This window comes from Novipirellula sp. (assembly GCF_041583735.1).
Taxonomy (GTDB): Bacteria; Planctomycetota; Planctomycetia; order Pirellulales; family Pirellulaceae; genus Novipirellula.
Genome location: NZ_JBFHFD010000006.1, coordinates 1 through 15,410, shown reverse-complemented (window position 1 = coordinate 15,410; position 15,410 = coordinate 1). Strand labels below are relative to the sequence as shown.

The window sequence follows — 15,410 nt, the reverse complement described above, 5'->3', positions numbered from 1 at the left end:
TTTGACAACGAATTTGACTTCGCGGAGATCACATTCCTGCCTGCCCCACTGGCGGGGTATGCACCGCTATCACGGGGCGCGTTCGCGGCGACAGACGATCCGGTTGCGGCGCGTAAGCGGTGCAAAAAACACAGCAGCCAAACCGAGCGGAATCGCGACAGTCCGCCCCCCCCTGTCATTTATTGAGCGTTCCCACGATTTCGGCGACGCTGGAGGCACCGATTTCCGCTAACGCGGCGGGCAACTGATCGATTAAGCGAGTCGAGACGGTAGGATCATAGTAATTGGCGGTGCCGATTTGGACCGCACTCGCACCGGTCACCAAAAACTGCATCACGTCGTCGATCGAAGCAATCCCGCCAATCCCGATAATCGGAATCTTGACGGCCGACGCGACCTGATGAACGCATCGCAGCGCGATCGGTTTAATTGCAGGTCCACTCAGCCCGCCCATGCCATTGCCGAGCATTGGTTTGCGAGTTCGCCAATTGACCGCCATTCCCAGCACGGTGTTGATCAAACAGACCGCGTCGGCGCCACCGTCGGCTGCGGCTTGCGCGATATCCGCGATCCGCGTCACATTGGGGGTTAATTTTGCCAAGATAGGAACGTTGCAAGCCTCGCGAGCGGCTTTGACTACACCAAGGCAGGATTGGGCGTTGGTACCAAAATCGATCCCGCCGCTGACGTTGGGGCACGACAAATTCAATTCGATTGCAGCGACCCCTGCGGAGTTTCCGACGCGTTCGGCCAACGAAACAAAATCGTCTTGCGTCCGCCCCGCCACGCTGACGACGATCGAAGTCCCGATTTCTTTTAGATAGGGCAGATGGTTTTCTAGAAACGCGTCCACGCCATCGTTGTCCAGCCCGATCGCGTTGAGAAGTCCGGCCGAGGTTTCGACCGTTCGCCACGGTGCGTTGCCGATGCGTGGTTCGGCAGTGATCGTTTTGGGCAGCACCGCGCCGAGTCGCGGCACATCGACGATGCCCTCCATTTCACGCGCGTAACCGAAGGTTCCCGAGGCGACCATGATCGGGTTTTTCAGCGTCAAACGGCCGAGGGTCGTGCTTATGTCCATCATTTGTTTTCCGGTGATTGCGGTTTCTCGGCTGGCTGCGGTTTTGCGGCGCGATGCGTCAGTTGCTCGCTAATGTGTCGTACTAATTCGTCAGCCACAAAGTCTTTGTCGCCATGAATCGCGGCAATGACGTTGCCGCGGGCGTCGAGTAGTTCCACGTCGTTTTGATTCGAATCGATCGCTTGCGGGCCATTGCTGACCATCAAATCACAATGTTTTGATTCCAGTTTGACCGTGGCGCGGAAACGCCGATCTTCGGTTTCCAGGGCAAATCCGACCACCCATTGGTCGTCCCGTTTGCGTTGCCCAAGCGTGGCGACCACATCGGCGGTTTCAATCAATTCCAACCGCAGCGGTTCGCCTGTTTTGGCAATCTTTTGGGACGACACCAACCGTGGCATGTAATCGCAGGGGGCGGCTGCCCCGATCGCTCCGTCGCACGAATTAAATGCCTCGACGGCTGCCGCCAACATCTCGTCGGTCGTGACGACCGGAATCACCGTTGCCGCCGCCGGATACTCGACGCTGACGGGCCCCGAAACGACCACCACATCGTGGCCGGCATCGATCGCCGCTTTGGTCAACGCAGCCCCCATCCGACCGCTCGACGCATTGGTTAAATAGCGAACGGGATCAAGATATTGCCGGGTCGGGCCAGAGGTAATCAGGATGCGGGCCACAGAATCAAGCTGCTCTCTAAGATGTTTTTTTGACGGTCTGAGTGATGATTTCGTTGACGTCTTTTTCCGTCAATTCCATCTTCACGGCCGCGAGGGCAAACAACCGTTTTTCGGCTTCGGCAAGCGTGCCGTCGGCCGCCATCATGCGAATTAGTTCCTGCATCAACTCGCGACGCTGCTCCATTTCGATCGGCAGCTCTAAGCTGGCTTCGTCCCCCAACCCGAACTCGATTGCCTTTTGCAAATCGTATTCGTCCAAACCGAGGTCAACGCAGCGGTCCGCGACAAGATTAATCTCGCGTTCGCCAAGCGACCCGTCCGCAAACGCCATCACGACGAGGTTGCGGAGCAGTTGACGGCGTTTTTTCAGAATTTCTTCGTTCATGACGAGAATGTTACCCGCGGAAACGAGGGGGAACAAGTCGCGGAGCCTGCAACGGAATGGCAAGATCACCGTCGGCTGCAGCGAATCGCAAGGCCGGGGGTTCATGCCGTCGACTTTGGCACTGACCGGGTGGAGGTTATCGCGGAGCGGCGCGGGGCCCGCCTAGTTTCGTTTGAACGTTTTACTCGCCTGCGACCGGGCGGGCCCCGCGCCGCTACCGCTACCCAAAGTCGGGTGAGATCATTCACCAAGAGCGGGCAAGAGAATTGATTGGCTGAGACCTAGAAAAACGCGTGGCCGCAATCGCAAATCTTTTTACGAACATGCGATTCGTTCGAGCACTTCGGACACTTCTTTTTCGACCAAGACGACTCTTTCGGCGTTTCCGCATCCAATTTGCGCTGAGCCTTCAATTCTTCGGTTCGCGCCGCGTCCGCCTGCAGGACCGCACATTGAGGATGGATCCCCCCCTTGGAATAGGCACGCTTGCCACAAATGGGACAGACATTGCCATTGGCTTGGGTTGCCGAGGTGGTCGTTTTGTTCCCGCTCATTTTGCGCTACTTTTCGTTTTGCGAGCAACGTGGCCTCATTATTAATGAGCGTCCAAGCTCGTCAAAAAGTGCAACCAGGAAGCACATGGTAGACAGTCACGACGTCCAATGCGGTGGCACGTCGCCCACGCAATCGATGCGTTTGGCAGGAAAAATGTCGAAACGGGTGAGCGTGATCGTGAAAACGACTTGCCAAACCACGTCTCGCTCAACCCCTGCGGGTGAACCTTATCCTACGCGAAGTGTGCCCAAAAGTCCACTTCGCAGCGGTGTAACCCCTCGCCATCAAGCTGAATCGCGCTCGCGAAGCAGCGTGGTAACCTCAATTCAGCGGCTCAATCCGATCCGCAGTGCGGCTTCTGGTTTGTTACATTTCAGTGTACCTGTGTCGATCGGGCGGAGGACTTTTCAGCGTTTTGTGATTCTCAGCTACCGCCGACAGGGCAATTGCAGCTCCGTTGCAATTGCCCGGTCGGCGGCGAGGTCATTCACCCTAAAACGCCAAAATCGGACCACTGTCATTATTTGGTTGCTTTCGATTGCCTTGTCCGGCTAGAATGCTAACCTTCCCCCCCTTACAAGCACCGCCCCCCTCCTGCTGTGCGTTGCTTCCTTCCTTACCATCCTACCGCTGGTCGATTGACTCATGATGTTGTCAATACTTGGGCCAAAATCTGGCCCCCGCAAACCGGGTACTCCAAAATTTCGACATCCCGGTCAATATTGCGACGGGGTTCCTCGTCGCGGATTCTTGAAGATCGGCGCTTTAGCGATGGGAGGCGTCGGGTTTACTTTGGCCGATTTGATGCGAGCCGAAGCTGCCACCGGCCAATCCAATTCGCATAAAGCCGTCATCAATATCTTTCTTGCGGGCGGCGCCCCACACCAAGACATGTGGGATATCAAACGCGATGCCCCCAGTGAAGTACGAGGCGAATTTCAGGCCATCAAGACCAACGTGCCTGGGATCGAAATTTGCGAAGTTTTCCCAAAGTTGGCAGGGTTGATGGACAAGGCTGCCATCATCCGCAGCCTGGTCGGCTGCAGCGGCGGGCACGACGCCGTGCAGTGCATGTCGGGTTGGCGGCCCAATGATTTAAAAAGTATTGGGGGGCGACCAGCGGTCGGAGCCGCCGTATCCAAATTACTCGGTCCCGTCGATGCTTCGGTGCCTCCGAATATCGGTTTGGCGGCGCCAACTAGACACGTGCCTTGGTCTGACTCCGGCACAAGCGGTTTCCTCGGCGCCGCCTACGCGCCGTTTAAACCCGACGGGCCTGGGATGAAAAACATGACGCTCGGAGGCATCACGTTGGATCGGCTGGCCGACCGACGAAAATTGCTTTCCGAAATCGATACGCTTCGGCGTGATATTGATGTCACCGGAACGATGGCCGGGATGGACGCGTTTGGCCAACGAGCACTCGATGTGCTTACCAGCAGCAAGTTGGTCGACGCCCTCGATCTGACAAAAGAAGATCCTAAAGTGGTCGAGCGTTATGGCGATGGAAAGCCCTACCAATTCCAGTACGACGGATCACCGACCGTCAATGACCAATTGTTGATCGCGCGACGTTTGGTCGAAGCCGGTGCTCGTGTGGTCAGTTTGAGCTATGGGCGGTGGGATTCGCACAGCAAGAATTTTGACCTCGTCCGTGATCATGGATCCAAGCTTGATCAATGCCTCAGTGCTCTGATCCAAGATTTAGACGAACGTGGCATGCTCGATGACGTCACCGTGGTCGTGTGGGGCGAATTTGGTCGCACCCCGAAAATTAATGCCAACGCAGGGCGAGATCACTGGACCCAAGTCAATTCGGCCTTCTTAGCTGGCGGCGGAATGCGGACCGGGCAAGTGATCGGAGCCACAAACCGCTTGGGCGAAGAACCCAGCGAACGTCCCGTCCACATGCAAGAAGTCGTGGCGACGATGTATCGCAACCTGGGGCTCGATACCTCGTCGACAACCTTGATCGACCCCACGGGACGCCCCCAATTCTTGGTCGACCACGACCCAATTGGCGAGTTGGTGTAATGCTGTATTCCAATTGCCGTGGTGCGGTTGCATGCCAACCAAGGACCGCCGGGCCATTAAGTGGCGGGATAACACGTCGTAGAAGCCATCAAGACTTTCGTGAATCGCCGAACAGCTCGAAACTCTTGACGAGTTCCGCTACTTCAGAAATCGTTTCGAAGATCCTCACCGGGAAACCTCGGAATGCTTTTGCAATGCATGCCCCTTTGCCAAATAGATCAATCTCCCCAACTGTGATGATGCTCACCGCTCGATGGCTTGTTGCCTTTGCGATTGGTTTCGCGGTTACCGATTCGTTCGCGGCGAACACGCTTACCATCGATAACGCCGATGCCGACCGCCTGATCGTTGGACGTGATGCTCGAATCCAATTGATCGTATCACGACACGTTGGCGATTCCTCACTCACGGCAATCGAAGATGCCACGTCGGAGGTAACGTATGAGGTCGAGCCAAATGGAATAGCGTCGGTCGATCCTGGGGGGTTGGTGATTCCGATCGCCGACGGCCACGCGACCATCAAGGCAGAGGGATCCGATGGCGAGACGGCAACCGCCGTCATCAAGGTCAGCGGAATGAACGAAGATCAACCGGTTAGCTTTCCAAGCCAAATCGTTCCGATCTTTACCAAGCTGGGCTGCAATGGTGGCGGGTGCCATGGCAAGGCTGCGGGCCAAAACGGATTCAAACTCTCACTGCTTGGCTTCGAACCTCGCGAGGATTACGGGCACTTAGTAGAGGAATCGCGTGGTCGCCGAATCTCACCCGCAATTCCCGAACGTAGTTTATTGTTACTGAAGTCGATTAACGCTTCGCCGCATGGTGGCGGACAACGAATGGAAGTCGACAGTCACGAATATCGCTTGATGCGACGCTGGATCGCTCAAGGTGCGAAGTATGGAGATGGCAATGACCCCACCGTGACATCGATCGAAGTTTTGCCATCGCACCGACGTCTGTTGCCCGGGGCATTCCAGCAGCTATCGGTCGTCGCAAACTATTCCGACGGCACGCGCGAAGACGTCACTCGCGCCGCTGTGTATGAGACCAACGATACCGAAATGGCCGATGTCGATGCAAAAGGACGTGTCCAATTGAATTCGCTCGTCGGCGATGTCGCCGTGATGGCACGTTACCAAGGAAACGTGACGGTGTTTCGTGCGGACATTCCCCAGCAACTCGAAACATCCCCCGAGTCGCTGACCCCCGAACCGGCGAACTTGGTTGATACGCATGTGTTCGCAAAACTGCAATCACTTGGCATTCCCGCGTCACCGATGTGCGAGGACGCCACGTTCTTGCGGCGAGCCACCTTGGATATCACCGGTCGCTTACCAACGCTGGCCGAAACACGCAGCTTTCTCGAAGACTCATCGGCGGAAAAACGTCCGACGCTTGTCGATAGGTTGCTACACAGTTCGGATCATGCCAATTATTTTGCTGGCAAGTGGAATACGATCCTTCGCAACAAACGGCAACGAGGGGAATTGCAATTTGCAACTGTCGCCTTTTACCAATGGATTCGCGACAGTATTGCAGAGAACAAACCGTACGATCAATTTGTCCGCGAAATCATCACGGCATCCGGAAGTGTTGCGAACCATCCGCCCGTGGCTTGGTACCAACAGGTTGCCGACACAAGCAGCCGAGTCGAAGACGCTGCCCAGCTATTCCTAGGGCAACGTGTTGCCTGCGCCCGATGTCACCATCACCCCTACGAAAAGTGGAGCCAAGCGGACTACGCAAAATTGTCAGCCTTTTTTGTGACCGTCTCGAAAAAAGGAGGTGGCGAGCCACTCGAACCCGACTTCTTTGCTCGTGTCGGTGCTGCGACCTCGCCTCATCCCAAAAATGGTCAGGCGTTACCCGCGGCGGGCCTCGATGCAGAACCCGCTGCGATCGCTGCGACCGAGGATGCTCGGTTTGTTTTGGCCGACTGGATGACCAATCCGTCGAATCCCTTTTTTGCCAAATCACTGGTCAACCGCTACTGGAAACACTTTATGGGGCGAGGTTTGATCGAACCCGAAGACGATATGCGGATCACCAACCCGCCGTCCAACCCGGAGCTGCTGGACGCATTGGCCGCGGAATTTGTGGATTCGGGTTACGACCTAAAATCTCTGGTCCGTTCGATTGTGTTGTCTAAAACGTACTGGTTTAGCAGCGATCCCGTTCCAGGAAACTTGGGCGATCGACGCAGCTATTCGCGTTATTACCCGAAGCGAATGCACGCCGAAGTGCTACTGGATGCCGTCGATGACGTCACCGGGAACCAGACCGCGTTTGCCGGGATGCCTGCGGGGACGAGAGCCGTAGAGCTACCCGACACACAATTTACGTCGTACTTTTTAAGCGTTTTCGGCATGCCCGCTGGCGATACCGCGTGCGAGTGCGAACGGTCACAAGAAGCCAACTTGGCGCAAAGCCTGCATCTGATCAACTCCGATGAAATGCAGGGAAAATTAGCAGCGGATTCAGCTCTCGCTGCAAGACTAGCCGCAGACACCGAATCCGACGATCAACAACAGCTAAGCGAGTTGTATCTGATCGCGTTCAGCCGGCCTGCGACCTCGACTGAAATGGAAACGATGCTCCGCTATCTCGATCAGAAAGACAATCGTCGACAAGCGTACGAGGACATCCTTTGGTCGCTGATCAACTCAAAAGAATTCCTCTTCAACCACTAAATATCCCCACTCCCCACTCCCCACTTCTCCCCACGCTATGCAACTTCCTCTCCGCATTGCATTTCTCTGCATCGGCATGACCTCCGTCACGCACGCTCAGTTCCTAGCGATCGAGTTGCGTACGGTCCGACCGGCAACGGCAACCGTGGGCCAGACAAGCGAGGTCTTCGTGACGGGGGACCGGATGGACGAGGTGGATCAGCTGTTGTTTTCACATCCTGGGATCACAGCGACGCTGCAATCGGCGTCGAAATCGTCGCCACATCCGTTGCTTTCACCAATACCCAACTACGGTCATTTTGACGTCGCGATCGCGGACGATGTTCCACCGGGGCGTTATGAAGTGCGTGCGATTGGCCGGCACGGTGTATCCAATCCACGTGCCTTTTGGGTCAGCCGATTGGCTGTCGTTAATGCCTCCGCCAGTCATGACTTTGATGCGGCCACTCCGCTTCCCACCGACCAGTGGCACAGTGCGTCGTCGTCGGGGGCATCGATTGATTTTTATGCGGTCGAGCTCAAAGAAGCTCAGGCTCGGGTCGAGTATCGGTCTCAAACAATCGACTCGCCGATGATCGGCCAATTGAGACTCTATAATGCCGCTGGCGACGTGGTTGCATCGGCACGCGGCGCGGATGGTTTTGATCCCATGTTGCGTCTTGAGGATCAACCGCCCGGCAGGTATGTCCTTGCCGTGAATGAATATTTGTATCGCAGCGGCGGCGAGTACCATTACCAAATAGCGTTACAATCCAATCCAACCAGCGAAGCCACCGGCGATGGCGTGTCTGGCGTGGTCCTGGGACCGGAAAGTGCCGCAGCCCGCGACATCGAACCGGCGTCGCCGCCAATGTTTGCTTCGAGTGGCGGGGCCGAACGCATCGAATTGCCATATCAGGCGACGTGGTGGTTTGCTGCACCTGGCGATGAGAACACTTTCGAGTTTGATGCGACTCAGGGCGAAACCGTGGCGATCGAGGTGATTTCGCAGCGACTTGGTGAACCAACCGACGCACGCGTGATCGTGGATCGGATCCAGCGTGATGATGCGGGAGTGGCTTCCTATCACGAAGTCGCACGTTCCGATGATAGCCATCCGGTTAGTGACTCGGTGATCTCACTGAGCACGAAAGACGCTTCACTGTTATTCACCGCTCCGGCGACGGCGACGTACCGATTGACCGTCCGTGACTTAGACATCGGCACGTCACTTCGCGTGCAGCAACGATTTGTGCTACGGGTCGCCAAGCCCGATCCCGGTTTCACGCTTGTTGCGTCTCGCGTTTATCCCAACAAAGACGTCAAACTAGCTCGTCCCCATGGTTCCAAATTGTTTCGTGGGGGTGCAGAACTCGTTCGTATTTTTGCGATCCGGCGTGACGGATGGACGGGGCCGATCGAAATCACGGCCGAGAATTTGCCCGCGGGGATTCATTGCAAACCAGCCACCATTGCCGCGAATCAAACGCAAACCGATCTCACGCTGACAGCAACCGACGATGCCATTACCACTGTGGCACCGCTAGACATCGTCGGCCACAGTATCGATCATGCGATCAGTGAAACGGCGGTTCCCGCGACACTGCAATTCGCAAAAGGTGGGGGACGTGATTACGTTCGCTCTCGGATTGCATCCGATCTTGTCGTGGCGGTGTCCGAGCACGAAATTTCGCCGATCACGATCCGGTTCGATGATGCCAAAATCCCCGACGTGAAGGCTGGCGAACCGTTGCCGTTGGCAATTCAGGTAACACGTCGCGAAGGCGGCAATGACGTCTGTGTGCTTCGGCCACTTTCATTGCCAGCGGGTGTGACCATCGCCCAGGTGACCGTGCCCGCAGATAAAAGTGACGGCGCTGCGACGATCAAAACCGCTGCCAACACTGCCGTAGGAACGTATTCGTTCGCAATGTTGGCGGAAACAAAAGTAAAAATTCGGCCCAACCCACAGGCCTTGGTTGCGGCACAACAGGCACGTGCGACCCTGCAAACACTTCATGATGATCCCGCTCAAGCAGCCAACCTCGATGCGATCAAAGCTGCGATCGTGGAAGCCGATAAACGGATCGAGCTGGCCAAAAAGTCGCAAGCCGAACAAACGTTGACCGTCTTTATTCCCAGCAACCACGTAACATTTCGCGTGGTTTCGCCCTGATCGGCAGCACGACGAACAGCAACATTTGTCTGTATCTCAACATACCGTTGACGATCGTAATCTCTCGATTCAACGGTATCACGCTGGTTGACCACGCTACAGCGAATGTCCAAGTTTGACGTTTTGCAGTGATCCTATCGAAGTTGTAGCGGCGCAACCATCACGGCTCCCTCATGTCTTGCTACTGTACAGCTGCATCCCTCACCACGGCCGAGCAACGTGCCTTCGCAAATTAGGATGAGGCGACGTGACATTGTTGAAAACGATCGACAGTGGATTTGCGGTTCTACCGCCGGGAACTAGTCTGTGGAAAGAGACACACCAACTTGGCACCCCACTGCTTTCGAGCGTGCATTCTTCAACCCGGTGATGAACGACGATGATGGAACAGGAAACCGAGACGACGCGCTCGATCACCGACTGGGACCGGTTTCTGGCGGACCAACGACCTGACATTGGCCACAAACAATACTCGTGGTGGATTGACTTTTTGAAGCTCCGCGGCTGGAACGGTTTTGGGTTTGCGGCCAGCGACGATGACAAACTTTGTGGGGGTGCGAACGTTTTGATGAAATCGTTTGCGCCCAACAAGTGCTTCTACTACGTGCCTCACGGCCCCGTGCTGCCCAACGATCAAACGGATGCAGCGGATCTGTTCGACGCGATGATGGAATATATTGACGATCACCGCAAGCATTCGTCGTATGTTGTCAGTCACCTCAGAATCGAGCCGCGGTGGTTAGACCAACCGAAATTCGTAAAAGGATTCCAGCGATCAATCCATTGGCACGAACCACGAAACACGTTGTGCGTCGATTTGACGATGTCCGAAGACGCCATCCTGAAACAAATGAAGACCAAGGGAAGGTATAATATTCGCGTCGCCCGCCGACACAACGTCTCCGTCGTCCAAGACAATTCCGCTGCGGGGCTCGCCGACTTCCTGCGTCTCTACGAGGAAACCGTCACCCGGCAAGACATCTCGCGGCACTCGAAGCAATACTTTGACGAACTCGCGGCCACCCTATTTCCCTATCGACGCGGAGACATTTTCTTTGCCGAATATCAAGGCACACGACTGGCAACGGCGTTAATCTTGTACGCCGGTGACACCGCAACCTACAAATATGGTGGAACGCAGCTTACGCATCGCAACGTGATGGCACCCTATCTGCTTCATTTTGAAGCAATGTTGCGAGCCAAAAGGTTGGGCTACAAGTGGTACGACTTTTATGGGGTTTCGCCCATCAACGCCCCCGAGGACGAATGGGCCAATTTCAGTTCGTTCAAGCGAAAGTTTGGGGGGCGTGAGCTAAGTTTCGTTCCGTCGCTCGATTTCGTCTTTGATCGTGACGCATATGAAGAATACCGCTTGCTGAAAAAATCTTGATCCGACTGGCTTCGAATGGCGCACCGAAGGATCTGCCAATGAAGACAGGGCTTCGGAACATAGTCGCGTTGCAACCCCTCACACCGTCGCATGCATTCCTCTAAGTGGCTGCTCTAGCCCATTCAATCGATACGACCGTTATAGCTTCATGGTCAGACGTCGATTCCCCCCCACATTTGTTTTGTCATCCGGACCAGGCTCTGCGAACTGACGTACAAATTGGTATCTCCCCATTGCTCAGTGATTATCCGGGGCTCGCTGCTTGATGGGGTTTGCGATCGATCGCTTTATCGATCAACCCATTTATAATCTCGGGACATCGACCTGTGCGTAACAGAAGAGAACGAAACAGAGGCGGAACGGCGATGGTGGAATTGGCGGTCTGTATGCCAGTCCTGTTTCTGATCGTCTTCGCCTCGATCGAAGCCTGTAACATGATCGCGATGAAACAAGTCATCTGTGAATCAGCCTACGAGGGCGCTCTGATTGCGTTAAAACCCGATTCAACAGAGTCGGATGTTCTGAACCGAATCAATACAACGCTCGCGTCTCGTGGCGTCACGCCATCGGATGTCTTAGTCCAAGGAGAGGCAGGTGCCGCCTACGCGACACTGGCTCGCGGTGATACGGTCACCGTCACAATCCAAGCCGCCACCAACGGAAACATCGTTGGGCCTCAGCTGTTCGGCTTTGCACAATCCTTGTCCAGTAGTTTGACCGCGATCAAGCAATAACTCACGGAATTGCAATGAAATATCCAATTACAAATTCCTGGAACGTGTTGCCCCATTGTCGCCGGGGCGCGACCGCGGTGGTCTTTGTGATCATGCTGCCGGTGTTGATGTTGTTGCTGGGGTTCTCGGTGGACCTCGCCTACATGCAATTGTCACGAGCCGAACTACGCGCAGCAACCGACTTGGCCGCCAAGGCAGCATCGTCAGAATTGGCGGAAACCGGTGATACCGCACGTGCGATCGCCAAAGGAAAACTAATTGCCAGCGCGAACAAAGTTGCTGGAGAAGGGCTGACCCTTGAAGACGCCGACTTTGTCTTCGGCAATACCGTCCGATCCACGACGGGCAAATGGTCGTTCACGGCAAGTGGTTCGCCCATGAACGCGGTTCAAGTCAACGGCCGCCGCACCTCCGCAGCACCCGATGGCGAAGTTGATCTGTTTTTTTCCAGTCTGCTCAACGGCGACGGCTTTCAAACGACCGCTGCTGCAACCGCCGGTTTTATCAATGCTGATATTTGCCTGGTACTGGACCGATCCAGTTCGATGAAACTGGCGGTTTCGAATACGGCAACAGGAATGGGGGGTGGCGACCCTCGCTCGTGTGATATTCCGTGGGCGGACAGTCGATGGATCGCACTGGATGACGCCATCAAAATTTTCCTAGCCAAGATGAACGATACGCTTGCGGAAGAGCAAGTTGCGATCGTGACCTATGCCAGCAACTACACGGCCTGTGGTGTGACAAACCACAACGTCACGCTCGATCAACCCCTGACTGCCGACTTTACCAGCATCACAACGGCGATGGAAAACTTGAACACCACCGTGTGGGGCGGCAACACAGAAACAAGCCAAGGCATGTCGCTCGCGAGATCGGAACTGAACGGATCCGGCGCTCGCGCCACTGCAGAAAAGATCATGGTCGTGCTGACCGATGGAGCCTATACCAACGGTGTCCATCCCGCAGATGTCGCGGCTCTAGCTGCAGCGGACCGTATCAAAGTACACACCATCACATTCGGCGCTTGTCCCTCCAACGTGATCATGGACATGCAGGATACCGCGGTCGCCGGAGGTGGGTACCATTTTCACGCCCCCGACGCTGCGACACTGAATGATGCGTTTAGCAAAATCGCAGGTTCGATCTCGATCCTTACCCAGTAAAATTCTCGACACCCCCACATCACATCATGACCCGATCGAGAAAACCACATCGCGGAGCCGTGACAGTCGAATTCGCTGTCGCCTTCCCCGTACTGCTGCTGTTCACGTTCGCCGGAATCGAGTTCTCACGAGTGAACATGATTCGCAACACTGTGATCAACGCGGCATACGAAGGGGCTCGAAAAGGAATTGTGCCGGGAGCAACTGCAGCCGAATGTGAGCAAGCCGCGACCGATCTTTTGGATTTCGTTGACATCAGCGGTGGGTCAGCAGAAGTCACTCCCAGCACGATCCAATCCGACACGGAATCGGTCACCGTTACCGTCACCGTCCCCATCACGTCCGCTAACTCGTTCATCACGCCGAAGTATTTCATGGGGCGGACCATCACCATCAGCGTCACGCTTCCCCGCGAAGCAACCTTCTAAGTACCTTCGCAACCGTTGCTGGCGTAGCGAAACTTGCGTGAGCGTTTCACCCTATTCGGCGATTCCAAAACGGATCACCGAACGAGAATCAATGAAAGACCGACACGGCGCGCACGCCGTCAATCGGCAACAGTCGGCCCTTTCTTGTCGCAGTGACCGAGGGGGGACTGTGCAGCAAATCACGCCAGAAAGATTGGTGCAACAGAAAGATTTGAAAACCAGATCAAAGGGATAGGATTTATTGCGGTCACCCACAGCAAAGCGGCATCAGCCTGTCACCTAGTCGCAACGCGACGAAATGTAGTACCCACGGACGTGAGTCGGTCGAACAACTCCATACAACCGAAGGTTGGACAGGAAGGTGGAGGGGGCAGGAAAATATTTAGTCAACGATGCTTGGCTACTCTCTCCGTCGTAAACGGCCTACACCCGAGATTCAGCGAGAGGTTAAACGATGGTAGGATAAAAAATGGCGAGGACGTGAGCGTCCAAACCCAAGCGAGAATCGTCATCGCAGTCTCATTTTTCTGTCGCACCAATTTTTCTGTCTATCACCAAATTCGATCCGCGATAATCGGACACGAGTGACGCTGTGCAATCAGGCCGTAAACACAAAGAGTCAGGGACAGACGAATGGGGGACAGGCGAATAAAGCGGTGCCGAGACCAAGCCTACCATTCAGCGAGTAGCGGCAGCGATCGACGCGTTATTCAACGAAAACTGCGAATGGCGACCAATTACAGGCAAAAAAATGGTTGGCAAAAAAATGAAGGCAGAAAAACTGGGGACTTTCTTTCCGGCTCTCCAATTTTTCTGTCGCACCACTTCTTTCTGTCTATCCACTATCAGAGCAATCAGCGAACGAAATTCTGGGGGATCCCCACACGCGGCATTGATCCGAAGATTCCGGAATCGGCTTGTTCTGACGTAAAAAAATCGCTCACACCGCATGAAACGACAGAAATATTGGTGCGCCAGAAAAATTTTAAAAGCAGATCAACGGGATAGGAATTATTGGGGTCACCCAAGCTGAGCGGCGTCAACCTGTCACCTAGTCGCAACGCGACGAAATGTAGTAGCCACGGACGTGAGTCCGTGGAACACCATAACAGAAAAGCAAAAGTCGCAACGCGACGGTAGGTGTTGTTTTTTCCGACCCAATCCCGCGCACTATCGGTGCAGTAAAAGGTTTAAAGATGAACGGATAAAAAATGATGACGAGGTGAGCGTCCGAGTCCAATCGCGGTTCACCATAGCAGTCTCATTTTTCTGTCGCACCAATCTTTCTGTCTATTCACTATCAGAGCGATCAGCGACCGAATTTCTGGGTGATCCCCGCACGCGGCATTGATCCGAAGAATCCGGAATCGGTTTGCTCTAACGTGACAGAATCGCTCACACCGCGAGCGATGACAGGGTCAAACACCGCGACTCGGCAACAGGGAGTGCATCGAATTGTTCGCCGTCAATTCGATCCGAAAAGGATTGGGACTAGGCAAGTGGATCGTACAAAGAAACGTTTATCACGGCAAGAATAATCCCCAGCATCAAGAACCAGAAATTGCGACCGGTGGCGTCCCGCTCGCAGTCGCAGTTGTGGTAAAAACGCCAGAACACGATAGGTGTAACCGCCGTCGGCAATGCAGCGAGCAGCAGCGGCAGCGTGAATCGTATTATTGTTGAATCGGGACCAAACCGAGCAAGCGAGCAGTATCCGTGGCAAGTGAGTTGCCACCCCGTATCGCCGACCGACGAAAAGAACAACGACCACAAGCACAATGAAGAAAAAATGTGAACCATACAAACCATCCACCGCCAATCGGGATGAACGGTATTACTATCGTGGTCAGTGAATTCTACTGACGGTGGCGTTTCATAGGGATTTGTAGTTCTCATCGGTGTTCCAAGTCGATGAACCGTGGCGTTCACCTGGCACGTGCATATGATTTACCATTCCTAAACCGAGCGATCCAACCGGCTCGATCGTCACATTCACGATGGTCTCCGGAGATGTAAACGCATCCTCATGCGAACGCGTGGGTTGCGGTTATAGAAGTAAACAACGCAATCGCGAGGTTTGATGTAGGGTGTATCACTTCGGTCTCCATTTCA

The 15,410-nt window shown here is 54.9% G+C and carries 13 protein-coding genes; 8 read left to right on the top strand and 5 right to left on the bottom strand.

The window, feature by feature from the left end; translation table 11 throughout:
- Positions 1–175 precede the first annotated feature (175 nt).
- The 4 genes from ABX962_RS01235 to ABX962_RS01220 form a co-directional block, all read right to left on the bottom strand.
- Positions 176–1,081, bottom strand: a complete 906-nt coding sequence (locus ABX962_RS01235) for a dihydroorotate dehydrogenase (protein WP_372715897.1) — start codon at positions 1,079–1,081, stop codon at positions 176–178.
- Entirely contained in the window at positions 1,081–1,761 is a 681-nt protein-coding gene (locus ABX962_RS01230) for a phosphopantothenoylcysteine decarboxylase (protein ID WP_372715857.1), read from the bottom strand. The genes ABX962_RS01235 and ABX962_RS01230 overlap by 1 nt, the downstream gene beginning before the upstream one ends.
- A gap of 16 nt (positions 1,762–1,777) precedes the next feature.
- Positions 1,778–2,146, bottom strand: coding sequence for a TerB family tellurite resistance protein (locus ABX962_RS01225; RefSeq protein WP_372715855.1), 369 nt, complete (start codon positions 2,144–2,146; stop codon positions 1,778–1,780).
- 281 nt (positions 2,147–2,427) lie between these two features.
- A complete protein-coding gene (locus tag ABX962_RS01220) occupies positions 2,428–2,700 on the bottom strand; it encodes a hypothetical protein (RefSeq protein WP_339942793.1) in 273 nt (90 codons plus the stop codon).
- 751 nt (positions 2,701–3,451) lie between these two features.
- Between ABX962_RS01220 and ABX962_RS01215 the strand changes: the two genes are divergently transcribed.
- From ABX962_RS01215 to ABX962_RS01180, 8 genes are all read left to right on the top strand, one after another.
- Entirely contained in the window at positions 3,452–4,735 is a 1,284-nt protein-coding gene (locus ABX962_RS01215) for a DUF1501 domain-containing protein (RefSeq protein ID WP_372715853.1), read from the top strand.
- A 236-nt stretch (positions 4,736–4,971) separates the two neighbouring features.
- Positions 4,972–7,425 carry a DUF1553 domain-containing protein gene (locus ABX962_RS01210; protein WP_372715851.1) on the top strand — a complete coding sequence of 818 codons (2,454 nt, stop codon included), beginning with the start codon at positions 4,972–4,974 and terminating at the stop codon, positions 7,423–7,425.
- Between the two features lie 37 nt (positions 7,426–7,462).
- Positions 7,463–9,580: a hypothetical protein gene (locus ABX962_RS01205; protein WP_372715849.1), complete on the top strand. Its 2,118-nt coding sequence runs from the start codon at positions 7,463–7,465 to the stop codon at positions 9,578–9,580.
- Positions 9,581–9,959: 379 nt separating this feature from the next.
- Positions 9,960–10,970, top strand: a complete 1,011-nt coding sequence (locus ABX962_RS01200) for a lipid II:glycine glycyltransferase FemX (protein ID WP_372715847.1) — start codon at positions 9,960–9,962, stop codon at positions 10,968–10,970.
- Positions 10,971–11,296: 326 nt separating this feature from the next.
- Positions 11,297–11,704 carry a TadE/TadG family type IV pilus assembly protein gene (locus ABX962_RS01195; RefSeq protein ID WP_372715845.1) on the top strand — a complete coding sequence of 136 codons (408 nt, stop codon included), beginning with the start codon at positions 11,297–11,299 and terminating at the stop codon, positions 11,702–11,704.
- A 14-nt stretch (positions 11,705–11,718) separates the two neighbouring features.
- Positions 11,719–12,870: a VWA domain-containing protein gene (locus tag ABX962_RS01190; protein WP_372715843.1), complete on the top strand. Its 1,152-nt coding sequence runs from the start codon at positions 11,719–11,721 to the stop codon at positions 12,868–12,870.
- Between the two features lie 26 nt (positions 12,871–12,896).
- Positions 12,897–13,298: a TadE/TadG family type IV pilus assembly protein gene (locus ABX962_RS01185; protein WP_372715841.1), complete on the top strand. Its 402-nt coding sequence runs from the start codon at positions 12,897–12,899 to the stop codon at positions 13,296–13,298.
- 726 nt (positions 13,299–14,024) lie between these two features.
- On the top strand, positions 14,025–14,306 hold the full coding sequence (locus ABX962_RS01180; RefSeq protein WP_372715839.1) for a hypothetical protein: 282 nt from the start codon (positions 14,025–14,027) through the stop codon (positions 14,304–14,306).
- A 483-nt stretch (positions 14,307–14,789) separates the two neighbouring features.
- Here the strand turns inward: ABX962_RS01180 and ABX962_RS01175 are convergent, their stop codons facing one another.
- A complete protein-coding gene (locus tag ABX962_RS01175) occupies positions 14,790–15,194 on the bottom strand; it encodes a hypothetical protein (RefSeq protein ID WP_372715837.1) in 405 nt (134 codons plus the stop codon).
- Positions 15,195–15,410: the final 216 nt, after the last annotated feature.

Coding starts and splice junctions, on each gene's coding strand:
- ABX962_RS01205 (WP_372715849.1), top strand. CDS start 7,463: ATGCAACTTCCTCTCCGCATTGCATTTCTCTGCATCGGCATGACCTCC.
- ABX962_RS01180 (WP_372715839.1), top strand. CDS start 14,025: ATGGCGACCAATTACAGGCAAAAAAATGGTTGGCAAAAAAATGAAGGC.
- ABX962_RS01175 (WP_372715837.1), bottom strand. CDS start 15,194: ATGAGAACTACAAATCCCTATGAAACGCCACCGTCAGTAGAATTCACT.
- ABX962_RS01225 (WP_372715855.1), bottom strand. CDS start 2,146: ATGAACGAAGAAATTCTGAAAAAACGCCGTCAACTGCTCCGCAACCTC.
- ABX962_RS01235 (WP_372715897.1), bottom strand. CDS start 1,081: ATGGACATAAGCACGACCCTCGGCCGTTTGACGCTGAAAAACCCGATC.
- ABX962_RS01210 (WP_372715851.1), top strand. CDS start 4,972: ATGATGCTCACCGCTCGATGGCTTGTTGCCTTTGCGATTGGTTTCGCG.
- ABX962_RS01190 (WP_372715843.1), top strand. CDS start 11,719: ATGAAATATCCAATTACAAATTCCTGGAACGTGTTGCCCCATTGTCGC.
- ABX962_RS01220 (WP_339942793.1), bottom strand. CDS start 2,700: ATGAGCGGGAACAAAACGACCACCTCGGCAACCCAAGCCAATGGCAAT.
- ABX962_RS01185 (WP_372715841.1), top strand. CDS start 12,897: ATGACCCGATCGAGAAAACCACATCGCGGAGCCGTGACAGTCGAATTC.
- ABX962_RS01200 (WP_372715847.1), top strand. CDS start 9,960: ATGATGGAACAGGAAACCGAGACGACGCGCTCGATCACCGACTGGGAC.